The organism is Blautia sp. MSK.18.38 (assembly GCF_024460535.1).
Lineage (GTDB): Bacteria > Bacillota > Clostridia > Lachnospirales > Lachnospiraceae > Blautia_A > Blautia_A fusiformis.
The window spans coordinates 30,590-53,989 of sequence record NZ_JANFYP010000016.1 but is presented as its reverse complement, the minus strand read 5'-3'; the positions used below and the strand labels follow the sequence as shown (position 1 = coordinate 53,989).

The following is a 23,400-nucleotide window of genomic DNA, read 5'->3' as shown; positions in this document are numbered from 1 at the left end:
GGTAGTGTGCCGATGGAGAATACGGCTGCTTTTTTGTCAGAGAGACAATGTATATAAATTATATAACAGATATAGAAAACAGTATCCGAAAATCTGGTCGTGTGTTTGAAAACAAACAAAAACTGCTATGACACACCGACAAAATGCACAAAAAAGAGAGAGGGTTCGAGTATAAATTGCACATCTACACAGTTGATTTTAGAACGCCATATGTTATAATTTCACTGGTAAAAAAATTTATGTGAGGGGTGAAAATTTTGAAAAAATTATTGACCGTCATGTGTACTTTTCTGACAGTATTTCTGGCATGTCCTGTGGGTGTATGGGCAGCCGGAAACGGTGGGACAGGATCTGGTGTGCCGGTGTGGCTTTGTATCCCTTTTGCGGGCCTTCTTCTGTGTGTTGCAGTGATGCCGCTGGTAAAGGGTGAATGGTGGGAGTCACATCAGCCCGTTGTGGTTGCATTCTGGATCGTTCTTATGATCATTCCGTTTGCAGTTGTTTACGGTGCCGGAAAAACTGCGGAAACAGTACTGGAGTGCGTGATCAATGACTATCTTACATTTATCATCCTGTTATTCGGACTGTTCTGTGTATCCGGTAACATTACAGTTGAGGGTGATTTTGCGGGCTCACCAAGAGTAAATGTAGGACTTCTTGCACTGGGAACCCTGCTTTCCAGCTGCATCGGAACTACCGGAGCCAGCATGCTGATGGTCCGTCCGGTGATCAAAATGAATTCCTGGAGAAAAAGAAAAGGTCATATTATGATCTTTTTCATCTTTATGGTATCCAACATGGGTGGCTGCCTGACACCGATCGGTGATCCGCCGCTTCTGATGGGCTTCATGCGAGGAGTTCCGTTCTTCTGGAGTCTGCATCTTTTTCCGGTACTGATCCTTAATATGGTGATTCTTCTGTTTGTGTTCTATCATCTGGATATGCGCTCTTACAAGAAGGATATCGCAGAGGGACGTAAACCGGATATCAGCAAACCGGGTACCGAGTTTAAGATCGAGGGTCTTCATAATATCATCTTCCTTGTGATGATCGTTGTGGGTGTTATCTTAAGCGGAATGCTTCCAGGTATGCCTGTATTCCAGGATGCAGCCGGAAATGTAAAGGGGATTCATATTTTCGGTGAGGTTACTTTAAGTTTCCCGTCGATCATTGAGATCGTCCTGATCCTGGCAGCTGCATTTTTGTCCTTTAAGACAACGGATAAGAGAATCCGTGTGCGGAACCATTTTACCTGGGGTGCGATCAAGGAGGTTGCAGTACTTTTCATCGGTATTTTTATCACCATGCAGCCGGCCCTGATGCTTCTGAAAGCAGTAGGACCGAATCTTGGTATCACCGAGCCGTACCAGATGTTCTGGGCGACCGGAGCTTTGTCCAGCTTCCTGGATAATACGCCGACCTATCTGGTATTTCTGACAACAGCAGGAACTCTTGGATTTACAAACGGAATCGCAACAACGCTGGGAACGGTTCCTGTAAAGCTGCTTTCTGCGATTTCCTGCGGTGCTGTATTTATGGGCGCCAATACATATATCGGCAATGCTCCGAACTTTATGGTCAAGACACTTTCTGACGAAAATGGTATCAACATGCCGTCCTTCTTCGGATATATGGCATGGTCCATTTGTTTCCTGGTACCGGTGTTCATCATCGATATGCTGGTATTCTTTTTATAAGGGAGGAGGATCAATATGCAGGATAATAACATTCGAGAGAAATGCAGAGAGCTTGCCACCAGACTTTATGAACTGGATGGCGAGGTTTATGAAAGCGTAGGATCTTCCCTTGGACGTACCTTCACCGGTGACAGAGAAGGCACTATCCGGAACTTAAGTGCTCTGATGTATACCAAACCGGACGGACATCTTCTTCGAAGCGAGATGGCACTGATCAGCAACATGGCTAGGACCATCAAGGATAAAGAAGAAAAAAGCCGTCTCATGAAGAAATATGATGAGATTTTTCAGGAGATCCTGACGCTGCCGGAGACTTTTGTTGCTACGGATATCATGGATAAGGAACGTGTGGCGCTGAATCATATGATCAAGCACAGGGAAAAAATCTCTGAGAATGACCATCTGGTCATCTGCATCAGCCGTACACAGGGAAGTGCCGGTAATGATATCGGTTTCGGACTGGCAGACAAGCTTCGGATCAACTATTATGATGTGGAGATCTTTGATCAGGTATTAAGGCGCCTTGAGGCGGAAAAGGGCGCGGTCAACGATGCGGAATATTTTGCGGATTTCAATAAATATGAGAAGAAGCATAAATTTGATCCCAAGGGCTGGTTCCGGGAATTCAACCGTTACCATGGTCTTCCGAAACAGGATGCGGTATTCTTTAACATGAGTGACCTGATCTGCGATCTGGCCTCAAAAGAGGACTGCATCATTATGGGAAGGTGTGCGGATGCGATCCTCAAGAACAATCACATTCCGCATATCAGTCTGTTTATCACAGCTCCTTTTGCTATCCGTGTGCAGCATGTTATGGATGTACGGAAGATGAATATGAAGCAGGCAGTCCGTTTCCTGAAGAAGATGGACAGCCAGCACAGACGGTATTACAATTTTTACGGCGGAGCTCAGTGGGGCAAGCCGGATAACTACGATCTTTGTATCAACAGTGCAAGCTACGGAATCAATGAAACGGAGAATCTGATCCTGAAGCTTTTGAATGATCAGATCCACTAAGAGATAAAAATATGAGCAGCACGGAAGAAAGAAAAAGTTCCGGAAGGGGTTTTTAGCTTAACAGGCTGCAAACAGAAAAAGAATCAGAACAGAGTTCCTGCATTCTGAGGTAACCTTCTGCCAGACAGAAATACCTCAGAATGCAGGAACTTTTTTTATATGTTGTTTATAAAAACTTAATCTTGATTAACTTTTTTCATTTAGGGGATTGACATTCGAAAAAACTTAGTATAAACTAACCTATGAGTTAGGGCTGGCTAATTAGACTGAGTTAATTAATAGAAAGAAACGGAGGGATTCCATGCAGCCGATTTTATTTTTACAGTCAGGTGATACTGGCACGATCAAGCGTATTTCCGGAGCGGAGGATACAAGAAGATTTCTTGCAGGCCTTGGTTTTGTTGAGAATGCGGAAGTGACAGTTATTTCTCAGTTTGACGGCAATCTGATCGTAAATGTCAAGGATTCCAGAGTAGCAGTCAATAAGGAAATGGCCAGACACATTATGGTGTGACCGGACTGTGCGGCAGTGACCGGTAGTGAATTTGCCCCAAACTGCGGAAGGCGCAGTTGAGGATAGATTAGGAATTGGAATATGAACAGGGAGGAAAAGAGAAATGACTTTACGTGATGCAGCAGTAGGTTCTACAGTAGTTGTTTCCAAGATCACCGGCGACCCGGCTTACAAGCGTCGTATCATGGATATGGGAATCACAAAAGGCAGCGAGGTTTATATCCGAAAGGTAGCTCCTCTTGGAGATCCGGTTGAGATCACCATCAGAGGTTATGAGCTTTCCCTGCGTAAGCATGACGCAGCATGTGTGGAAGTAAAGTAAATAAGCTTCGAAAAATGACAGAGCGTCAGGCTCTGACCTGAAAAAAGGAGGATGCAAAATGTCTGTAACAATAGCTCTTGCCGGAAACCCGAACTGTGGTAAGACTACAATGTTCAATGCTCTTACAGGCGCAAACCAGTACGTTGGTAACTGGCCAGGTGTTACTGTAGAGAAAAAAGAGGGTAAGCTGAAAAACCAGAAGGATGTAACGGTAACAGACCTTCCGGGTATCTATTCACTTTCCCCGTATACACTTGAGGAGGTTGTCAGCCGTGATTACCTTCTGAAAGAGAAACCGGATGTGATCATCGATCTTGTGGATGCAACAAACATCGAGAGAAACCTGTATCTTGCAACCCAGCTTCTTGAAATCGGTATCCCGGTTGTTATCGCTCTTAACATGGTGGATCTTCTGAAGAAGAACAACATCCATATCAATGTAAAAGGCTTAAGCTCCGCGCTTGGATGCCCGATCGTTGAGACCTCTGCTCTTAAGGGAACAGGTCTTAAAGAGGTTGTTGATGAGGCAATCAAATGTGCAAACCAGCACAGAGTACCATCGAAGCAGATGGAATTCCCGAAAGCAGTTGAGAAGGCTGTAAACGAGATCGAGGGACTTGTTCCTGCAAATATCTCTGAGGAGAACAAGAGATGGTATGCAGTAAAGCTTCTTGAGAGAGACAGCAAGGTAAAAGAAGGTCTGAACCTTCCGGCTTCTGCACAGTCCAGGATCGAGGAGATCGCTTCTGAGCTTGAAAAGACAGAGGATGATGATACAGAGAGTATCGTAACGGACGGAAGATATCAGTACATCCAGAAGGTTGTTTCCGCAAACGTTAAGAGAAGCGGAAATAAGATGACAGTTTCCGATAAGATCGACCGTATCGTAACAAACCGTGTTCTCGGTCTTCCGATCTTTATCCTTACCATGTTCATCGTTTATTATGTATCGGTAACAACAGTTGGTACCATGGTAACAGACTGGACAAACGACAGCTTTGTGGGAACCATCCAGAGTGTTGTATCGGATGGACTCGGCAATGCCGGTGTTGCTGATTGGCTGGTAAGCCTTGTATCAGATGGTATCATCGGTGGTCTTGGTGCAGTGCTTGGATTCGTTCCGCAGATGGCGATCCTGTTCCTGTTCCTTTCCATCCTTGAGGATTGCGGTTACATGGTTCGTATCGCGTTCGTCATGGACCGTGTATTCCGTCATTTCGGACTTTCCGGAAAGAGCTTTATCCCGCTTCTTATCTCCTCCGGCTGTGGAATCCCTGGAATCATGGCTTCCAAAACGATCGAGGCAGATAATGACCGTCGTCTGACGATCATGACAGCAACATTTATCCCATGTGGTGCCAAGCTTCCGGTTATCGCTCTTATGGGCGGTATCATGACTGCTTATGCAACCGGTGACTACGTAGCTGCTGGTTTCATCACACCACTGATGTACTTTATCGGTGTTGTAGCAGTTCTTGTATCTGCGATCATCCTGAAGAAAACAAAACCGTTCTCCGGTAAACCTGCTCCGTTCGTAATGGAGCTTCCACAGTATCACATTCCGTCTGTAAAGACAGTTCTGCTTCATGTTTGGGAGAGACTGAAAGGCTTCATCATCAAAGCCGGTACCATTCTTTTCCTTGCAACCGTTATCATGTGGATCCTTTCCAGCATCGGAAATACAGGAAGCGGAATCGGATTTGTTGAGGACAGCAACGACAGTATCATGGCTATCCTTGGCGGTATCCTTGCTCCGATCTTTGCTCCTCTTGGATTTGGCAAATGGCAGCCGGTTGCAGCCTCCATCTCCGGATTCTCCGCAAAAGAGTCCATCGTAAGTACAATGGGTGTTCTTGCAAACGTAGCTGGTGATGATGCAGAGGATACCATGATCGTTGGTGCAGCGATCAAAGCATGGTTCCCGACAGCAGTAGCAGCATTTTCTTTCCTGCTGTTCAACCTGCTTGACTCTCCGTGCCTTGCAGCTATTTCTACAATGGCACATGAGATGCAGTCCAGAAAATGGTTCTGGTTTGCAATTCTCTTCCAGAACATTTTTGCTTATGTTGTAACACTTTGTGTATACCAGATCGGTCTTGTTGTCACAGGTGCCGGTTCCTTCGGAATTGGAACGATCGTAGCGCTGATCCTTGCAGCGATCCTGCTCTTCCTTCTGTTCAGACCAGATCCGTACAAGAACCAGAACGATGTTACAAAGAGATCTGTACAGGCAGCAGAGTAATTGAAAACCGGTCATACAGTAACGATCCGGTACATAAGATAGCTTTGAAATGATACTGTAAGAACAGCTGAAATGATAAGAAATGCAGGAGACCGGGGATGTAAATACCTGGTCTTCTGTGCTATAATAAGCCTGAAGAAATATGGAAGTTTTTTTACAAAAGTATTCATCAGAGGCTGGCAGCAGTTCACAGGCTGTACAGCGAAAGAAAGGGTGACAGATATGAGTATGATAGCGGATATTATTGTACTGGCACTGGTGATCGCATATGGCGTATTTGTGATCAGTTATCTCTATTCAAGAAAGAAACAGGGGCTCAGCTGTGTCGGCTGTGCCGGTAACACACGTACAGGAGGCTGTGGCGGCAGCTGCTCCGGTCATTGCTCCGGATGCTCCGGCTGCAGTGGAATGCATAAGTAACCAGGAGGGAAAGAAATCATGGCAAATGCAATTGTTGTTATCGTTGTTATCATCATTATGCTGTTTGCCGGAAAAGGCGCATATAAACATCTGAAGGGCGAAGGCACCTGCTGCGGAGGCGGCAGCAAGCCGGAGATCCCGAAGAAGAAGCTGGATGGAACCAAGCTGGGTGAGAAAACTATGAAGATCACAGGCATGCACTGTGAGAACTGTGTGGCCAGCGTCACAAGAGCGATCAACCGCATTGACGGTGCGGCAGCAAAAGTAAGCCTGAAAAAAGGTGAGGCAGTGGTTTCCTACGACAGAGAGATCTCCAACGAAGAGCTTAAGAAGGTAGTGGAAGACAGAGGATATCACGTAGTTTCTATCCAGTAAAGCTTTATCATAAGAATAACTTTGCCGCGGCTTCTGAGCCGGCAGATTAGAGAAGAGACTTCTCGGCGAAATGCTTAAAAATATTTCGCCTTGGGGCCTTTTTTTGTATAAAAAGTCAGAGTTGCAATTGACTCACTAATGTACACCATTGTATAATAAAAATAGAAAAATTCAGACGGAACGAAATATTTTCTTTCTATCCGGATGAGGCATTAAAACAAAATACAGCAGGAAACAGACTTTGACGGCAAGGAATATCCGAGCAGGAATCGTTGTTCATCCGGCACAGCTTAACCGAATCAGCTGCGAAGCAGTTATTCGGTTATGAACAAGCAGCAAATGCGGATCGCGAATATCCGCTTGACTTTGTTTTGTGAGCGGAATATGGGACTCTTTCACCTTGTGCGTGAAAGAGCTTTTTTTATGAAAAATACCTGCGGGAGCGGACAGAATGAATTAGGGAGGATTTTATGCTGAAGGTAGCAGTATACGGAAAGGGCGGTATCGGAAAGTCTACAGTGACGTCCAACCTGGCGGCGGCTTTTGCAGCCATGGGGAAGAGAGTGATCCAGATCGGTTGTGATCCCAAGGCGGATTCCACCATCAATCTTCTTGGGGGAGAACCTCTGCGGCCGGTAATGAATTATATGCGGGAAGAGGATGAGGAGCCGGAAAAGCTGGAGGATGTTTCAAAGGAGGGTTTTGGTGGAGTCCTCTGCATTGAGACAGGCGGCCCCACGCCGGGACTTGGCTGTGCAGGCAGAGGTATCATCGCAACCTTTCAGCTTCTGGAGGATCTGAAGCTTTTTGAGACCTGGAAGCCGGATGTAGTGCTTTACGATGTTCTTGGAGATGTAGTATGCGGCGGTTTTGCGGCACCGATCCGGGAGGGCTATGCGGAAAAAGTACTCATTGTCACATCCGGAGAGAAAATGGCACTCTATGCAGCCAATAATATTTCCAGTGCTGTGCGGAATTTTGAGGATCGAAGCTATGCGAGAATCTTCGGGATCGTGCTGAATCACAGGAATGTGGAGAATGAAACAGAAAAAGTAAATGCTTTTGCAGAAAAAAGTAATATCCCGGTCGTGGGTGAGATCCCGAGAAGTGACGAGATCATCCGATGGGAGGATCAGGGCAAAACGGTGATCGAGGGAGATGAAAATTCTGAGATCAGTGAGAAATTTTTTGCACTGGCCAGGAAGCTATTGGAAAGTGAAGAAGCGGAGAAGGAGGATATATGAAAAAGGAAGCATATTTTGCAACTGCAGAAGAACTGGCCCGGGGCGGGCTGGAAGCGATCCCTCCGCAGATGATCTCCGGGAAGCATCTGATCTATAGCTCTCCGGCAACTCTGGCATTTAACTCTCCGGGAGCGGAGGGCTTTGGCGTAAAGCGGGCCGGGCTTGCAGTGCCGGATTCCATTATGCTGATCGTGGCACCGGGATGCTGCGGAAGAAATACTTCTCTTATCAGCTCCATGCCGGAGTACAATGATCGATTTTTTTATCTGATGATGGACGAGACGGATATTGTTACAGGCCGTCACCTGAAAAAGATCCCGAAAGCGGTAAAAGAGATCTGCGACTGCTGTGAGAAGAAGCCGTCTGTGGTGATGATCTGTATCACCTGTGTGGATGCACTTCTGGGAACGGATATGGAACGTGTCTGCCGGAAGGCAGAGGAAAAGGTTGATATTCCGGTGCGCCCCTGTTACATGTACGCACTGACACGTGAGGGCAGAAAGCCGCCTATGGTCCATGTGCGCCAGTCCTTATACTCCCTCCTTGAGCCACAGAAGAAAAAGGGAAATGTGGTCAATCTTCTGGGATTTTTTTCGCCGCTGGTTGATGACTGCGAGATGTATGAGCTGCTGCAGCAGGCAGGCGTAAAGACCATCCATGAGATCTCAAGATGTAAGGATTATGAAGAATATCAGACCATGTCACAGGCCAATTTTAATCTGGTGCTTCATCCGGAAGCAAGGTTTGCAGCGGAGGATTTTCATGACCGGCTGAAGATTCCTTTTATTGAGCTTCGGAGGCTCTACCAGACAGATAAGATCGAAAATCAGTATCGTGCCTTGGGACAGGTCCTTGGAGTCTCTTTTGATCAGGAAGTGTATAAAAAAGCAGCAGAAGAGGCTGTGGAGCGATTCCGGGAGGTCTGTCCGGATGCGTCCTTTGCAGTAGGGGAGTGCATGAACGGAGATCCCTTTGAGCTGGCCCTTGCCCTGGTGCGGTATGGTTTCCGGGTGCCGGAGATCTACGGAACGATCACAGCCGAGAATTTTGTATACATACGGCATCTTGCGGAATTGAGTCCGGATACAAAGGTTTTTTCCAATATGGAACCCACTATGCTGTATTACGATCCGTCTGGGAGCGGAGTGAACCTTACCATAGGAAAGGATGCAGGATATTATCACCGGGATCAGCCAAATGCCGTGTGGAATCAGGACCGGCAGCCCTATGGCTATGCGGGGGTACGCAGGTTGTTTGAAACACTGACAGAGAAAGTTTTGCAGAAGGGAGAAAAGGTATGAGAGGACTTCGGAAATATCTGACACCCTTTGCACCGGATCAGTCCGGAGCTGTGTCAGTGCTGTATGAGCTTGGCGGTATCATCGTGATCTGTGATGCAGGAGGATGTGCGGGAAATGTCTGCGGCTTTGATGAACCAAGATGGTTTGAACAGAAAAGCGCGGTATTCAGCGCAGGACTTCGGGATATGGATGCCATCCTGGGACGGGATGACCGCCTGGTTGCCAAGCTTGTGGATGCAGCAGAAAAGGTGGAGGCAGGCTTTGCAGCCATTATCGGAACACCGGTACCTGCTGTGATCGGAACGGATCATCAGGCACTGCGGCGGATGTGCGAGAAGAAAACAGATCTTCCGGTGCTTGCAGTAAATACCAACGGAATGGAGCTTTATGATGCGGGAGAGCGGAAGGCTTATCTGGAGCTTTTTAAAGCCTTTGCCCGGGAAAAGCAGCCTGTGGAGGCTGGTAAGACAGGAGTTCTCGGAATGACGCCTCAGGATGTCAGTGACCTGAAAGCAGCAGACAAGATCCGTGAAAAATTCCGTGCCAGAGGACAGAGAGCAGTCTGCTACGGAATGGGAGACGGGCTTGATGAGGTAAAAAAAGCCTCCTCTGCGGAAAAAAATATCGTGGTTTCTCCTGCGGCACTGGAATGTGCCAGATATCTGGAGAAAACCTTCGGAACACCTTATGAGGTGGGATATCCTCTGGCGGAAGAGCTGGTTCCTGATATGGATTATACAGGAAAAAAGATTCTCATTGTGCAGCAGCAGGTGATGGCCGGTTCCATAAGAGAGGAGCTACGGAAACGTGGTGCGGACGGAGAGCTCACCGTGGCAAGCTGGTTTTCCATGGAAAAAGATCTCCTGGAGGAGGGCGATGTGTCATTAAGGGATGAGGAAGATTACATGGAACTGGCAGAGAAGGGCGGATATGACGTGATCTTTGCAGATCCATGTATGAAGCGGATGACAAAGGCTTTTTCAGGAGTGTTTGTGGATACAGTGCATTTTGCGGTATCCGGAAAATGCAGGTAGTCCATAAGGGCAGGATATAAAGTTACATGCATGCTGCAGCCGGATCAGTGGAAACAGCTGCAGGGAATGGAGAAACATATGGAGCGGGAAATTACGAAAATGATCCGTGTTTATGGGATCGTACAGGGAGTGGGATTTCGCCCTACGGTGAGTCGTCATGCTATGGCAAGAGGAATCCGTGGCAGTGTGTCCAATAAAGGACCCTATGTGGAGATTTTTGCTCAGGGTAAGCAGCAGGATGTGGATGCCTTTATCGCAGATATCGGGAATAAGCCACCGAAGCGTGCAGCTATCCTGAAGCTTCTTGAAGAACCGGTGGAGGAGCCGGAGAAATTTACACAGTTTGATATCATCGAAAGTGAGAAGACAAAGGGCGAAATCTTTGTCTCCCCGGATATCGCGATCTGCGATGAATGTAAGGCGGAGATGTTTGATCCGGAAAACAGGCGGTATCTGCATCCCTTTATCAACTGTACCTGCTGCGGTCCCAGACTGACGATCCTGGATTCCCTTCCTTATGACCGTGAACGGACCAGTATGAAGGAATTTCCTATGTGTCCCTCCTGTGCGGATGAGTACCATAACCCGGATACCAGACGCTATGATGCCCAGCCGGTGTGCTGTAATGACTGCGGCCCTGAGGTATACCTAGCGGGAAGAGAGGAACGGGGACGGGAGGCGATCACTTATACAAGGAAGATCATTGCTTCCGGCGGGATCGTGGCCATCAAAGGGATCGGTGGTTTTCACCTTTGCTGTGATGCTACCAGTGAGGAGGCTGTACAGCGGCTGCGGCAGCGGAAACGGCGTCCGGTGAAGCCTTTTGCAGTGATGGCACAGGATATGGAAGCTGTGAAGAAGATCTGTAAGGTCAGCGAGGAACAGGAGAAGATCCTTACCGGTCATCAGAAGCCGATCCTGCTGCTGGATAAGCTGCCGGGAGAAACGGGGCTTTGTGAGAGCATTGCCCCCGGGAATCCCAAGGTGGGTGTCATGCTTCCCTATGCACCGGTTCAGCTGCTTCTTTTTCATTACGATGATGGGATCCGGATGCCCGGGCTTCTGGTAATGACCAGCGGAAATACTTCCGGGGCGCCGATCTGCAGAGATGATGAGGAGGCGGCAGAGGAGCTTTCCCATCTCTGTGACTGCATTCTTTCCCACAACAGGAAGATACGTATCCGGGCCGACGATTCGGTGATGGATTTCTATAAGGGTGAACCCTATATGATCCGCCGTTCCCGCGGGTATGCGCCGCTGCCGTTTATGGTCTCCACACCCTGGAAGGGCCAGGTGATCGCAGCAGGTGGAGAACTTAAGAACACCTTCTGTATTGGTGTGGATAACCGTTTTTATCCTTCCCCTTATGTGGGAGATCTGGAGGATCTTCGAACGGTAAAAGCCCTGAAGGAAACGATCGGGCGGCTGGAAACACTTCTGGAGGTGCAGCCGGAGGTAGTGGTCTGTGATCTTCACCCTAAATATAATTCCACAGTGGTGGCAGAGGAGCTAGGGCTTCCGGTTCTGAGGGTGCAGCATCATTATGCACACATTTTATCCTGCATGGCAGAAAATGACTGCGAAGAAAAGGTGATAGGGGTTTCCTTTGACGGAACAGGCTATGGAACCGATGGAACCATCTGGGGCGGAGAGCTCCTGGTTGCAGACTGTCAGGGATTTACAAGGCTTGGAAGTATAGAACCCTTTGTCCAGGTTGGCGGAGATATTTCCGCAAAAGAAGGCTGGCGGATCGCCGTTTCCCTGATCTGGCAGAATATGGGAAATCTGGAAAAAACCCTGGATACTGTCCGTAAACTGGGACTTTGCACAGATCAGGAAGCAAAGGTACTGGTGACTATGGCACAGCGGAAGATCAATGCCGTGACTTCCACCAGTGCAGGAAGACTTTTTGACGGAGTCAGTGCGATCCTGGGGATCCGGAGAGCGTCCACCTTTGAGGGAGAAGCGTCCACAGCACTGGAATTTGCGGCGGAGGCCTGGAGAAAGCAGCGGGAGATGCAGAAGAAAAATCCGGAAGAAAATCTGAAGATACGGATGTCAGAAAAGGAAGACATTCCGGAAAGTACAGGCATCTCAGAAGCGTCTGAAGATGAACGAAAATTTATTTTAAATACAGGTGAGATCGTTGCATATCTGGTCCGGGCAAGGCTTGCAGGAGAGGATCCCGGGAAGCTGGCTTATGGATTTCACCGGGCACTGGCAGATGAGATCCTTGCAGCCTGTGAGGAAGCAGAGCGGCAGACCGGAATCCGGAAAGTGGCATTAAGTGGCGGTGTCTTTCAGAACCGGCTGCTTCTGGAGCTGGTAGATGACGGCCTTACGGAAATGGGGTTTAAAGTTCTGAAGCACAGCCTGATCCCGCCGAATGACGGAGGGATCGCACTGGGACAGGCGGTGTATGGGATGGCTTATGTGCAGCGGCACAGATAAATATAGATGAGATCATGCAGATACGGATTATAAATGTTTTATGATAATGCATGGAGCATACAGCAGAAATGCAGGATGGGAGGCACAGATATGTGTGTAGGATTATCAGCAAAAGTAGTAAAAATCAGTGACGGAACTGCAGTGGTGGATGCAGGCGGCGCAAAGAGAGAGGTTTCCGCCCAGCTCCTGGGAGACCTGGAGCCGGGGGATTATGTGATGGTGCATGCAGGTGTTGCCATTGCAAAGATCACCGATGATGACGAGGAAGAGACAGACCAGCTGATGGAGGAACTGCTGTGATGGAAGAGAGGAAAAAAACAGCAAGAGAGATCATAGAAGGATATCAGGGGCCGCCGGTGCGGATCATGGAGGTCTGCGGAACACATACCCACGAGATCTTCCGTCTGGGGATCCGCAGGCTTCTGCCGCCGCAGGTGGAGCTGATCTCAGGACCGGGATGTCCGGTCTGTGTAACACCGGTAGGGTTTATTGACGAGGCCGTTTATCTTGCTCTGGAAAAACAGGTGACGATATGCACATTCGGTGATCTTGTCCGCGTACCGGGAACAAAGAAAAGCCTTGCAGATGCCAGGGCAGAAGGCGCCAGGATACGGATCGTCTATTCACCGGCAGATGCAGAAAAATATGCGAAAGAGCATCCAAAAGAGCAGGTGGTATTTCTTTCCGTTGGCTTTGAGACCACCACGCCTGCCGGCTGTCTTTCCGTGAAAAAGGCCGGAGAGGACGGACTTTCCAATTATTCGCTCCTTGTGGCAAACAAGACCATGCCCCAGGCTTATCAGGCATTAAAGGGCAGTGCGGATGTGTTCCTTTATCCCGGACATGTCAATGCGATCACAGGAACTGTGCTCTGCGAGCATCTGGTAGAGGAAGGCATCAGTGGTGTGGTGGCAGGCTTTACAGCGAAGGAGCTGCTTACGGCACTGGCTGTTGCACTGGTACGTTTTCAGGAAGGAAAACCGTTCTTTGTGAATTGCTATCCCCGTGTGGTAAAAAGTGAGGGAAGCCCGGAGGCACAGAAGCTGATCGATGAACTGATGGAGCCCTGCGATTCTGAATGGCGCGGTCTGGGTGTGATCCCGAGGTCCGGGCTGGTGCTCCGGAAGGAGTGGGAAGCCTTTGATGCCAGAAAAAAATATGCAGTGCCGCCGATCCAGGGCAGGCCAAATCCGGCCTGTCGCTGTGGGGATGTGCTTCAGGGAAAATGCAGGCCATCAGATTGTAAGGTATTCGGAAAGGTCTGTACCCCGCAACATCCGGTAGGTGCCTGTATGGTATCCAATGAAGGAGCATGTTCCGCATATTTTATGTACGGAAACTGATGTCCGCTTTAATGGATTGCGAAACATGATACATTACATATAGTACAAACGAAGGATCGTATCCGGAAGATCTGACAGGATGAAACCGATATGAAATTCCTTTGACCCAGCATAGAAAGAAGATAATATTATGGAAAATAAAACAGTGACCATGGCACACGGTGCCGGAGGCCGTCAGACCTCAGAACTGATCGATGAAGTATTCAAAGCGCATTTTGCAAACCCGGATCTCACAGCCGATGATGCGGCCGTGCTGGTTCCGCCTGCAGGAAAAATGGCAGTATCCACCGATGGATTTATTGTTTCTCCGGCATTTTTTCCGGGGGGAAATATCGGCAAGCTTTCTATCTGCGGAACCGTTAATGACCTTGCCTGTATGGGAGCAAAACCGATGTATCTTACCTGCGCTTTTGTCATTGAGGAGGGTTTTCCCATGGAGAAGCTGGAGGAGATCGCCGCAGCCATGGAAAAAACAGCAAAAGAAACCGGAGTGCGTATTGTTTCTGGAGATACTAAGGTGGCAGGAAAAGGTCAGGTTGACGGTGTGTTTATCACAACAACCGGAATGGGTGAGATCCAGGAGGGCGTTCAGGTAGGCGGTGAGCTGGCAAAACCGGGAGATGCCATTATTGTAACCGGTGATGTGGGAAGACATGGATGCACCATCCTTCTGGCAAGAGAGGATTTCGGCATTGACGCAGATGTGACAAGTGACTGCGCACCGCTGTGGGGAGCTGTAAAAGAGGTACTGGATGCCACCCATAACATTCATGTGATCCGTGATGCCACAAGAGGTGGTGTCGGAACGGTTCTTTACGAGATCGCCGGACAGAGTAACGTAGGGATCCGCCTGGATGCAGCAGCTGTTCCGGTAGCTCCGGAGGTAAAGGGTGTCTGCGGCATGCTTGGCCTGGAGCCGCTTTATCTGGCATGTGAGGGACGAATGGTGATCATGGCGCCAAAGGAAGAGGCAGGAAGGATCGTGGAAGCACTGCGTAAATGTCCTTATTCCAGGGACGCAGCCATTATCGGTGAAGTTACGGAAGACCAGCCAGGAAAGGTTGTCATGACTACGGAGATCGGAACGCAGGCACTTCTTCCGCAGCCGGGAGGAGAGCTTCTGCCGAGGATCTGCTGATAATATCGGAAAGGAGAGTCAGATCTTATGGAGACAAGAGTGGCATTGATCTCGATCATTGTGGAAAACAATGACGTGATCGATGATATCAACCGTTTTCTTCATGAAGCGGGAAAATATATTATCGGGAGAATGGGGATCCCTTACCGGGAAAAAGGCATCAATATCATCAGTATTGCCATTGACGCACCACAGGATGTGATCAGCTCCTTATCCGGAAAGATCGGACGCCTCAGTGGAGTTTCCGCCAAAACGGCATATTCCAATGTGATCACAAAAGCGGAGGACAGAAAATGATAAAAGTTGCGGTATACGGAAAGGGCGGCATCGGAAAATCTACTACGGTTTCCAATGTGGCAGTAGCCCTTGCGGAAAAAGGAATGAAAGTGATGCAGATCGGCTGTGATCCCAAGGCAGATTCCACGATCCTTCTCAGGCATGGAAAAAAGGTTCCCACAGTGCTGGATCTGTATAACGAAAAACGCCAGGAGCTGAAGCTTACGGATATGGTGCAGATCGGATATGGGGGTGTAGTCTGTGTGGAAGCCGGCGGTCCTGCACCGGGGCTCGGATGTGCGGGAAGAGGTATCATTACTGCTCTCGAGAAGCTTAAGGAAAACGGAGCCTATGAGACCTATAAACCGGACATTGTTTTTTATGACGTACTGGGAGATGTTGTCTGCGGTGGATTTTCCATGCCCATGCGAAAGGGGTATGCAGATAAGGTATTTATCATCACCTCCGGAGAAAACATGGCCATCCATGCAGGGGCAAATATTGCCATGGCAGTGGATAATTTCAGAAACAGAGGATATGCATCTCTTGGCGGCGTGATCCTGAACCGGCGGAACGTGCCGGGAGAGGAAGAAAAAGTCCGGGAGCTGGCAGAGGATTTTCATACGCGGGTAGTGGGAACGCTTTCCAGAAGTGAATTGGTCCTGGAAGCAGAGAATCGAGGAAAAACTCTTCTGGAAGCTTATCCGGATTGTGAGATGGCAGAGGAGTACCGGACACTGGCCGAGCAGATCCTGAATGCATGCAGGGAGGAAGACTCATGTTAAAAAGAGTTGGTAACAGAGAGCTTTCGGGAAAAACAGAAATATTTATAAAGGAAGCCTCTTTTCCGGTTCCCTTTCAGCCGGGGCTGGAATTTAATTCACCAGTCCATGGAAACTGGAATATCGTACATACGGGAATGCTGGTTCCGGAAGCAAGGCAGATCTACGTCTGTGCGGATAACTGCATGCGTGGCGTTGTGCTGACTGCCGCAGAGATGAATGCGGCAGACCGTTTTTCCTTTGTGATCGTGGAGGAAAAGGATCTTCTGGGTGGAAATCTGGAGGATGTGACCATTGAAGGAGTGACGGACATTCTGAACCGGCTGGATGAGAAGCCAAAGGCAGTATTGCTTTTTACCGTGTGTCTTCATCATTTTCTGGGAAGTGATCTGGACCGCATCTACGGAGAACTGGAAGAAAGATTTCCGGAGATCTTTTTTATGCGATGCTTTATGGATCCTGTCATGCAGAAAACAGGTCCGACTCCGGATCAGAAGCTGCGCCGTGCCATGTATGATGCAGTACCGGAGAGGAAAGCTGATCCGGAATGTGTCACAGTCCTGGGCAGTGATTTTGTGCTGGATGAGAGTGCAGATATCTGTCGGATCCTGAAAAAGAACGGAATCCGTCTCCGGGAAGCACCGGCCTGTAAGACCTGGGAGGATTATCAGAGCCTGGGAGAGGGAAGCCTGATCCTTAACTGCTATCCGGCAGGAAAATTCGGAGTACAGCAGCAGGCGGAGAGACTTGGAAGGCCGTTTTTATACCTGCCCGGAAGCTTTGACTATGAGGAGATAGAGACGCAGGAAAAGTACTTGCTGGAGCTGCTGGATCAGCAAAGTGGCGGTAAAAATGGCCTGGATATCGAAACGGAGATCCGAAAATGCGAGGAAGCTCTTTTCCATGCACACCAGATCATCGGTGACACTCCCGTAGCTGTGGATTATCTTTTTCATCCAAGACCTCTGGGACTTGCAAAGCTTCTCCTTACGCATGGATTTCAGGTACAGTCCGTTTTTCTGGACAGTATCAGCCCGGAAGAAAAAGAAGTATTTTTCTGGCTGAAGGAGAATTACCCGGAACTCATGTTGATTTCGACTGTCCGCCCGGAGATGAGAGTGCGGCCACGGCAGCATTCCGGAAAAATCCTTGCCGTCGGACAAAAAGCAGCCTGGTTTACCGGAAGCCGGAATTTTGTCAATATGGTACAGGGTGGCGGGCTTTGGGGCTTTGACGGGATCAGACGTACTGCACAGCTGATGCTGGAGGCATTTAATGAGGAAAAAGCTCCGGAGGATCTGATCGTTCGAAAGGGATGGGGGTGCGAAAGCTGCATATGAGACAGGCATATCGGATCATACCAATCTACACGGCAGACGTGTCTGGTGTCTGCTCCGCGTTGTATGAGCTTGGAGGAATGACAGTGATGCATGATCCCTCCGGCTGTAATTCTACCTATAATACCCATGATGAGATCCGGTGGTACGACCAGGACAGTCTGATCTTTATCTCAGGTCTTACGGATATCGATGCCATTATGGGAAATGATGAGAAATTTCTTCAAGATATCGAAGAGGCGGCAAAGGAGCTGAAACCGAAATTTATTGCACTTGCAAGTTCACCGATCCCCTTTATGAACGGAACAGATTTTCAGGGACTGGCCCGTGCACTTACAGCAAGGACCGAAATTCCGGTATTTTCGGTTCCGACCAGCGGAATGCACGACTATGTATACGGAGCAGGGCTGGCACTGGCGGAAATCGCAGGACATTTCACAGGAGCAGCAGAGAAAACAGGAAGGTGTTCAGAAGTACCGACGGGATCTGCGGAAAGATCTACAGAGAAGAGAAGCAGGAAATTAAATCTTCTTGGAGCAACACCCCTTGATCTTGGCCCGCAGTCTGCAGTAGATGCCATGAAAAAACGTCTGAAAAACTATGGCTGGGAGATAATTTCCACCTGGGCTATGGGGGATACGCTGGAAGCTTTGTCCCGTGCCGGTGAAGCAGCGGTAAACCTTGTGGTATCCTCTGTGGGAATCCCGGCGGCCAATGTGCTGAAAGAAAAATTCGGTACGCCATTTCTCGTGGGGACTCCTGTGGAAGGCTATGAGGGACAGATTTCAGATGCACTTGAGCGGATCGCGGATAGATCCTGTGGAGAGTGGGTAAATAAAATGGATGACTCCGCAGAGGAAAGCGGAGGGCAGATCTTAGGGAAACAGGAGGAACTGTGGAAAGTAACTCCGGAGCAGGTAATCTATTTTCAGGGAAGGAACAGTCTGTCAGCAGTATCTGACCCTTCAGGAGAAAGCAGGGAAATGCCTGACAAAGATGAGGTATTTTTTTCCGTACCGGACATTACCATCATCGGAGAACCGGTTACCATGGGCTCCCTGGCAGCAGTCATAGAGCAGAAATACGGAAAAAAGGTTCAGCTGCTCTGTCCGCTGGAGATCACAGAGGGACTTTTGCGCAAGGGAGATGAAGCCATCTGTGGCGAGGAAGCCATGGAAGAAAAGCTGAAAACAGCCAGGATCATTGTGGCAGACCCACTCTATCGTCCGATCTGTCCGAAAACAGCCATTTTTTATGAGATGCCGCATATTGCGTTTTCCGGAAGGATATATCTCAGAAAATATTTTCCGGAATAATTTCAGAAAAACAACATAAACTATAAGAAACCGTAAAGGCGTTGCAGAAATATGCAGCGCCTTTTTCCGGCGGTAATACCGGAAATGGAGTATATATGGAGGGATTTTTATGTGGGGATTTTTGTCAGCACTGATCTCAGGTGCACTGATGAGTATTCAAGGGGTATTTAACACAAATGTAACAAAACAGACCAGTCTGTGGGTTTCAACCGGCTGGGTACAGTTTTCTGCATTTCTGGTCTGTGTGGCAGCATGGTTTTTCACAGGCAGAGAAAGTATCGGCATGCTGTGGCAGGTAGAGGCTAAATATAATTTACTCGGAGGAGTGATCGGTGCATTTATCACTATCACAGTGATCCGGAGTATGGGAAGTCTGGGGCCTGCGCGGGCGGTTATGCTTATTGTCATTTCTCAGCTTGCGGTGGCTTATCTTATAGAATTGCTGGGGATTTTCGGTGTGGAAAGAGCAGATTTTCAGTGGAGAAAGCTGTTGGGAATGCTGATCTGTATTGCAGGTGTGGTTATTTTCAAATGGAAATAGAAATAAAAGTATTGTAATATTTGTAATACTTCGTTAAAATAAGGTATGGTTTTGCATGAGTAACGGGGCACCTGCCGCCACATCGGCGGAAAGGAGTGAACCGCCTACCTATGAAAATAAGATCACATATCAGAAGTGTTCGGCTTGTTTTTTCCATATTTTTGTTACAGATCCTGGCAGGGCTGACAGGCTGTAAGGATGACGGAACAGAATTTCTGGAGAAAGAACTGGTGCAGGAAGAAAGTACGGAAGCATCCGGAATGGATGCAGAGCAGGAAGAACCGAAGGATACGGAAAGTGAAGTATCCGGGAAGGAATCCGCAGTGGCTGCGGCAGATATATCACAGAAGAAACAGAATGAGTCTGCGGAGGAACCGGCTCCGGAGGTTGAAAAACAGCTGCCGGATATCTCAGACACCCCTCAGACCATTTATGTAGATATATGTGGAGCAGTGACCAGCCCGGGAGTCTATGAGCTTCCATATGGCAGCCGTGTTTTTCAGGCTATCGAGCAGGCCGGAGGATATCTTCCGGAAGCTGCGGCAAGCTATCTCAACCGTGCTAAGGGACTTTCCGATGGACAGCAGGTTTATGTGCCTACCCAGGCGGAGGTGGACAGCCAGCGGATCGCAGCTACCCAGGATGGATCGGAAGTCACAGCAGAAAACAGTACCGAAACGGCGAGCGGACAGAAATCCGCCGGAGAGGATTCCGGTGAAGCCGAGACTGCATCTTCCACAGAGCAGAAGATCAATCTGAACACCGCTGATGTATCCCAGCTTACTACTCTCACAGGTGTAGGGGAGTCCAAGGCCCTGGCGATCATCGCTTACAGGGAAGAGAACGGTCCCTTTACTTCAGCAGAGGATATCATGAATGTACCAGGCATCAAAGAAGGAACCTATGAGAAGATAAAGGATAAAATAGCAATAAAGTAAGGAGCGCTAAATGAGCAGGAAAGTATTGGTAGTAGATGATGAGAAACTGATTGTCAAGGGACTTCGCTTCAGTCTGGAGCAGGACGGAATGGAAGTGGACTGTGCCTATGACGGAGAGGAAGCACTGGAAAAAGCAAAAGCAGGAGAGTACGATATCATCCTTCTTGACCTGATGCTTCCAAAAATGGACGGTCTTGAGGTATGCCAGCAGATCCGTGAATTTTCCAATGTTCCGATCATCATGCTTACAGCAAAAGGAGAAGATATGGATAAGATCCTGGGTCTGGAATACGGAGCTGATGATTATGTCACCAAGCCTTTCAATATCCTGGAAGTCAAAGCCCGCATCAAGGCGATCATCCGCCGTGCAGGCAGCAAACAGGACAAGCAGGAGAAGGCCAAGACTGTGGAAGTCGGAGAACTGAAGCTGGACTGCGAAGGACGCCGCGTATTTATCTCCGGAAAAGAGATCAACCTCACAGCCAAGGAATTTGATGTGCTGGAGCTGCTGGTATTCAATCCGAACAAGGTATACAGCAGAGAAAATCTTCTGAATATCGTATGGGGCTATGAATATCCGGGAGATGTCCGTACCGTAGATGTACATATCCGCCGCCTGAGAGAAAAGATCGAGGCCAATCCCAGTGAGCCGAAATATGTACACACCAAATGGGGTGTGGGCTACTATTTCCAGGCATAACCTGTGAAGTTCAAAAAGAACGGCAAATTTTTCAAAAGTCTCCGCTTTCGTATTCTGATCATCCTGATCATACTGGGAATCGTACCGAGTGTCATCGTAACGGAAATGGTCATTGCCAACTATGAAGATCGTGCCATTGCCAACCGTGTGCAGAGCATGGAGAACATCTGTGACATCATGTGCGACCTGCTGATCAAGGAGAATTATCTGAATGACACCAGCTCTCAGACGGTGAACAGCAAGCTGGAATTACTGTCCAACAGCTATGGTGGCAGGATTCTCATTGTAGACAGGGATTTCAGGATCATCAAGGATACCTATGGCGTGGATGAGGGCAGGACTCTGGTTTCCCAGAAAGTATTGAACTGTTTTAAAGGAGAAGATGCCTACCAATATGACTCTGACAGCCAGAAGCTGATCCTGGCAGTTCCGGTAAAAAGTCCGGATGTAAAACAGGTGCAGGGTGCCATGATGATCATGGCATCTTCCAGTGAGGTGACAGCAACTATCCATGAACTGGAGCAGAAAGGGATTCTGATCATCGGTATCATTGTAGTGCTGGCCATTTTTCTTGGGTATATTCTTTCCACGATCCTGGTGAAGCCATTTGCCAGGGTAACGAAAGCAATCGAGGACCTTACAGACGGATATCAGAATGAGGAGATCTCGGTACCGGATTATACAGAGACAGCTTTGATCACAGATGCATTTAACAAGATGCTTTCCAGAATGAAGACGTTGGATGAATCCAGACAGGAGTTTGTATCCAATGTGTCTCATGAGCTGAAGACACCTATGACTTCAATGAAGGTTCTGGCGGATTCGCTGGTAGGACAGCAGGGGGTTCCGGAGGAACTGTATCAGGAATTTCTTTCTGATATCACAGAAGAGATTGACAGAGAGAACAAGATCATCACCGATCTGCTCTCCCTGGTAAAAATGGACAAAAAAGCAGCAGATATGAATATCAGTAATATGAATATCAATGAGCTGCTGGAGAATATCCTGAAGCGTCTCCGTCCTATTGCAGATCAGAGAAGGATTGACCTGATCCTGGATTCGTTCCGACCGGTAACCGCAGATGTGGATGAGGTGAAATTTACCCTTGCCATCAGTAACCTGGTCGAAAATGGTATCAAATACAATGTAGATGAGGGATGGGTCCGCGTAACACTGGATGCGGATCATAAGGATTTCTATGTGACGGTTGCAGATTCCGGCCTGGGAATACCGGAAGATTCCATTGAACGGATCTTTGAGCGTTTTTATCGTGTGGATAAATCCCATTCCAGAGAGATCGGCGGAACCGGTCTTGGACTTGCTATTACAAGAAGTTCTATAGCCATGCATCATGGGATCATCAAGGTATCCAGCAAAGAGGGCGAGGGAACCACATTTACCGTGAAGATTCCGCTGTCCTATATCCCGTCCTAGGAGGTACAGCATGAAAAAAACGATTTTGATCATCTGTGTGGCCGCTGCCTGCATCCTTTTTGGTCTGGTTGCTTTCATAGGTTTGTCGGGAAGAAATAAAAACGAAGAACAGCAGTATAGATTTTATTATATCAACAGCGATGAAACGAGACTGAAAGAAGAAAAATATACTCCGGAGAAGGAAACAACAGAAGTGATGCTGCGCAATTTTTCCGAGAGTTTGAATAACCGTGAGACCCGGGAAGACGGAATCTCACTTTTTCCGGATGGGGTAAAGATTTCTTCTTATTCTATACAGGATGGAGTCCTGAACGTAGAATTCAATGAGGCCTATGATAAAATGTCACGTACCAGGGAACTTCTGGTGCGGGCAGGTATAGTGAAGATCTTTTTACAGGTTCCAGGAGTGGATTCTGTGGAGATCTATGTGGGTAAAAAGCCGCTGACAGATACCAGGGGTGAAGAAGTGGGAGCCATGAACAACGACACCTTTGTGGAGTTTTCCGGGTCCGATGGGGATGTGTACAGCTATGACACCTTTACTCTGTATTTCACAAATAAAAACGGAGATAAACTGGTAGCGGAACAGAGAAGTGTCCGCTACAGACGAAATCTTCCGAAGGCTACGGTGGTTTTGGAGCAGCTTGCAAGAGGTCCGCTGGAAAAAGGACATTATCCTACAATACCGGAGAATTCAGAGGTACTTTCCCTGACGAGAGCAAACGGAATCTGCTATGTGGATTATAATTCCGTATTTCAGGATTATGCGCTGGATGTTTCGGAACAGATTGCCGTGTATTCGGTGGTAAATACGCTGATCGCGGCAACGGATGTGGACAAAGTTGAGATTTCCATCGAAGGAAACAAGGAAGTGACCTTTGGCCAGAATATGCAGCTTTATAAGTTCTATGAATGGAACGACAGCCTGCTGGCACACACAAAGGCTAAAAAAGAATAGAAAAAATAAAACATTTC

23 protein-coding genes are annotated in these 23,400 nt (G+C 48.2%); all 23 read left to right on the top strand.

The annotated features are described in order from the left end of the window. The first annotated feature begins 257 nt into the window (after window positions 1-257). A complete protein-coding gene (locus NE638_RS11140) occupies window positions 258-1,697 on the top strand; it encodes a sodium:proton antiporter (protein ID WP_114002193.1) in 1,440 nt (479 codons plus the stop codon). Between the two features lie 15 nt (window positions 1,698-1,712). Next, window positions 1,713-2,717, top strand: coding sequence for a cytidylate kinase-like family protein (locus tag NE638_RS11135; RefSeq protein WP_021651586.1), 1,005 nt, complete (start codon window positions 1,713-1,715; stop codon window positions 2,715-2,717). Between the two features lie 301 nt (window positions 2,718-3,018). Continuing rightward, window positions 3,019-3,231 carry a FeoA family protein gene (locus tag NE638_RS11130; protein ID WP_015525999.1) on the top strand — a complete coding sequence of 71 codons (213 nt, stop codon included), beginning with the start codon at window positions 3,019-3,021 and terminating at the stop codon, window positions 3,229-3,231. A 103-nt stretch (window positions 3,232-3,334) separates the two neighbouring features. Further along, window positions 3,335-3,553, top strand: coding sequence for a FeoA family protein (locus tag NE638_RS11125; RefSeq protein ID WP_015525998.1), 219 nt, complete (start codon window positions 3,335-3,337; stop codon window positions 3,551-3,553). A gap of 58 nt (window positions 3,554-3,611) precedes the next feature. Next, a complete protein-coding gene (gene feoB / locus NE638_RS11120) occupies window positions 3,612-5,795 on the top strand; it encodes a ferrous iron transport protein B (protein WP_173746197.1) in 2,184 nt (727 codons plus the stop codon). Between the two features lie 72 nt (window positions 5,796-5,867). Next, window positions 5,868-6,215, top strand: coding sequence for a FeoB-associated Cys-rich membrane protein (locus NE638_RS11115; protein ID WP_244094837.1), 348 nt, complete (start codon window positions 5,868-5,870; stop codon window positions 6,213-6,215). A gap of 18 nt (window positions 6,216-6,233) precedes the next feature. Further along, window positions 6,234-6,590: a heavy-metal-associated domain-containing protein gene (locus tag NE638_RS11110; protein WP_173746196.1), complete on the top strand. Its 357-nt coding sequence runs from the start codon at window positions 6,234-6,236 to the stop codon at window positions 6,588-6,590. Between the two features lie 470 nt (window positions 6,591-7,060). Continuing rightward, window positions 7,061-7,834 (top strand): nucleotide-binding protein, encoded by a 774-nt coding sequence (locus NE638_RS11105; protein WP_173746195.1) that lies wholly within the window; start codon window positions 7,061-7,063, stop codon window positions 7,832-7,834. Next, a complete protein-coding gene (locus NE638_RS11100; protein ID WP_138277098.1) occupies window positions 7,831-9,135 on the top strand; it encodes a nitrogenase component 1 in 1,305 nt (434 codons plus the stop codon). The genes NE638_RS11105 and NE638_RS11100 overlap by 4 nt, the downstream gene beginning before the upstream one ends. After that, complete coding sequence (locus tag NE638_RS11095; RefSeq protein ID WP_173746194.1) at window positions 9,132-10,169, top strand: nitrogenase component 1; 1,038 nt, start codon at window positions 9,132-9,134, stop codon at window positions 10,167-10,169. The genes NE638_RS11100 and NE638_RS11095 overlap by 4 nt, the downstream gene beginning before the upstream one ends. A 78-nt stretch (window positions 10,170-10,247) precedes the next feature. Next, complete coding sequence (hypF, locus tag NE638_RS11090) at window positions 10,248-12,620, top strand: carbamoyltransferase HypF (protein ID WP_173746193.1); 2,373 nt, start codon at window positions 10,248-10,250, stop codon at window positions 12,618-12,620. Between the two features lie 90 nt (window positions 12,621-12,710). After that, window positions 12,711-12,920 (top strand): HypC/HybG/HupF family hydrogenase formation chaperone, encoded by a 210-nt coding sequence (locus tag NE638_RS11085; protein WP_022426401.1) that lies wholly within the window; start codon window positions 12,711-12,713, stop codon window positions 12,918-12,920. Further along, a complete protein-coding gene (hypD, locus tag NE638_RS11080) occupies window positions 12,920-13,963 on the top strand; it encodes a hydrogenase formation protein HypD (protein ID WP_173746192.1) in 1,044 nt (347 codons plus the stop codon). The genes NE638_RS11085 and hypD overlap by 1 nt, the downstream gene beginning before the upstream one ends. Before the next feature lie 130 nt (window positions 13,964-14,093). After that, window positions 14,094-15,101, top strand: coding sequence for a hydrogenase expression/formation protein HypE (gene hypE / locus NE638_RS11075; protein WP_173746191.1), 1,008 nt, complete (start codon window positions 14,094-14,096; stop codon window positions 15,099-15,101). Between the two features lie 27 nt (window positions 15,102-15,128). Continuing rightward, window positions 15,129-15,398 (top strand): TM1266 family iron-only hydrogenase system putative regulator, encoded by a 270-nt coding sequence (locus NE638_RS11070; protein WP_015525986.1) that lies wholly within the window; start codon window positions 15,129-15,131, stop codon window positions 15,396-15,398. Beyond that, window positions 15,395-16,162, top strand: coding sequence for a nitrogenase iron protein NifH (locus NE638_RS11065; protein ID WP_173746190.1), 768 nt, complete (start codon window positions 15,395-15,397; stop codon window positions 16,160-16,162). Before NE638_RS11070 ends, NE638_RS11065 begins: the two co-directional genes overlap by 4 nt. Beyond that, a complete protein-coding gene (locus tag NE638_RS11060; RefSeq protein ID WP_173746189.1) occupies window positions 16,156-17,499 on the top strand; it encodes a nitrogenase component 1 in 1,344 nt (447 codons plus the stop codon). The genes NE638_RS11065 and NE638_RS11060 overlap by 7 nt, the downstream gene beginning before the upstream one ends. Further along, entirely contained in the window at window positions 17,496-18,812 is a 1,317-nt protein-coding gene (locus NE638_RS11055) for a nitrogenase component 1 (RefSeq protein ID WP_173746188.1), read from the top strand. Before NE638_RS11060 ends, NE638_RS11055 begins: the two co-directional genes overlap by 4 nt. Window positions 18,813-18,921: 109 nt before the next feature. Beyond that, window positions 18,922-19,353: a DMT family transporter gene (locus NE638_RS11050; RefSeq protein WP_021651570.1), complete on the top strand. Its 432-nt coding sequence runs from the start codon at window positions 18,922-18,924 to the stop codon at window positions 19,351-19,353. A 110-nt stretch (window positions 19,354-19,463) separates the two neighbouring features. Beyond that, complete coding sequence (locus NE638_RS11045) at window positions 19,464-20,291, top strand: helix-hairpin-helix domain-containing protein (RefSeq protein ID WP_173746187.1); 828 nt, start codon at window positions 19,464-19,466, stop codon at window positions 20,289-20,291. A gap of 10 nt (window positions 20,292-20,301) precedes the next feature. After that, window positions 20,302-20,991, top strand: coding sequence for a response regulator transcription factor (locus NE638_RS11040; protein WP_015525979.1), 690 nt, complete (start codon window positions 20,302-20,304; stop codon window positions 20,989-20,991). 3 nt (window positions 20,992-20,994) lie between these two features. Continuing rightward, window positions 20,995-22,425, top strand: a complete 1,431-nt coding sequence (locus NE638_RS11035; RefSeq protein ID WP_022426407.1) for a sensor histidine kinase — start codon at window positions 20,995-20,997, stop codon at window positions 22,423-22,425. A 10-nt stretch (window positions 22,426-22,435) separates the two neighbouring features. Beyond that, window positions 22,436-23,383 carry a GerMN domain-containing protein gene (locus tag NE638_RS11030; protein WP_021651566.1) on the top strand — a complete coding sequence of 316 codons (948 nt, stop codon included), beginning with the start codon at window positions 22,436-22,438 and terminating at the stop codon, window positions 23,381-23,383. The last annotated feature ends 17 nt before the right edge of the window (window positions 23,384-23,400 follow it).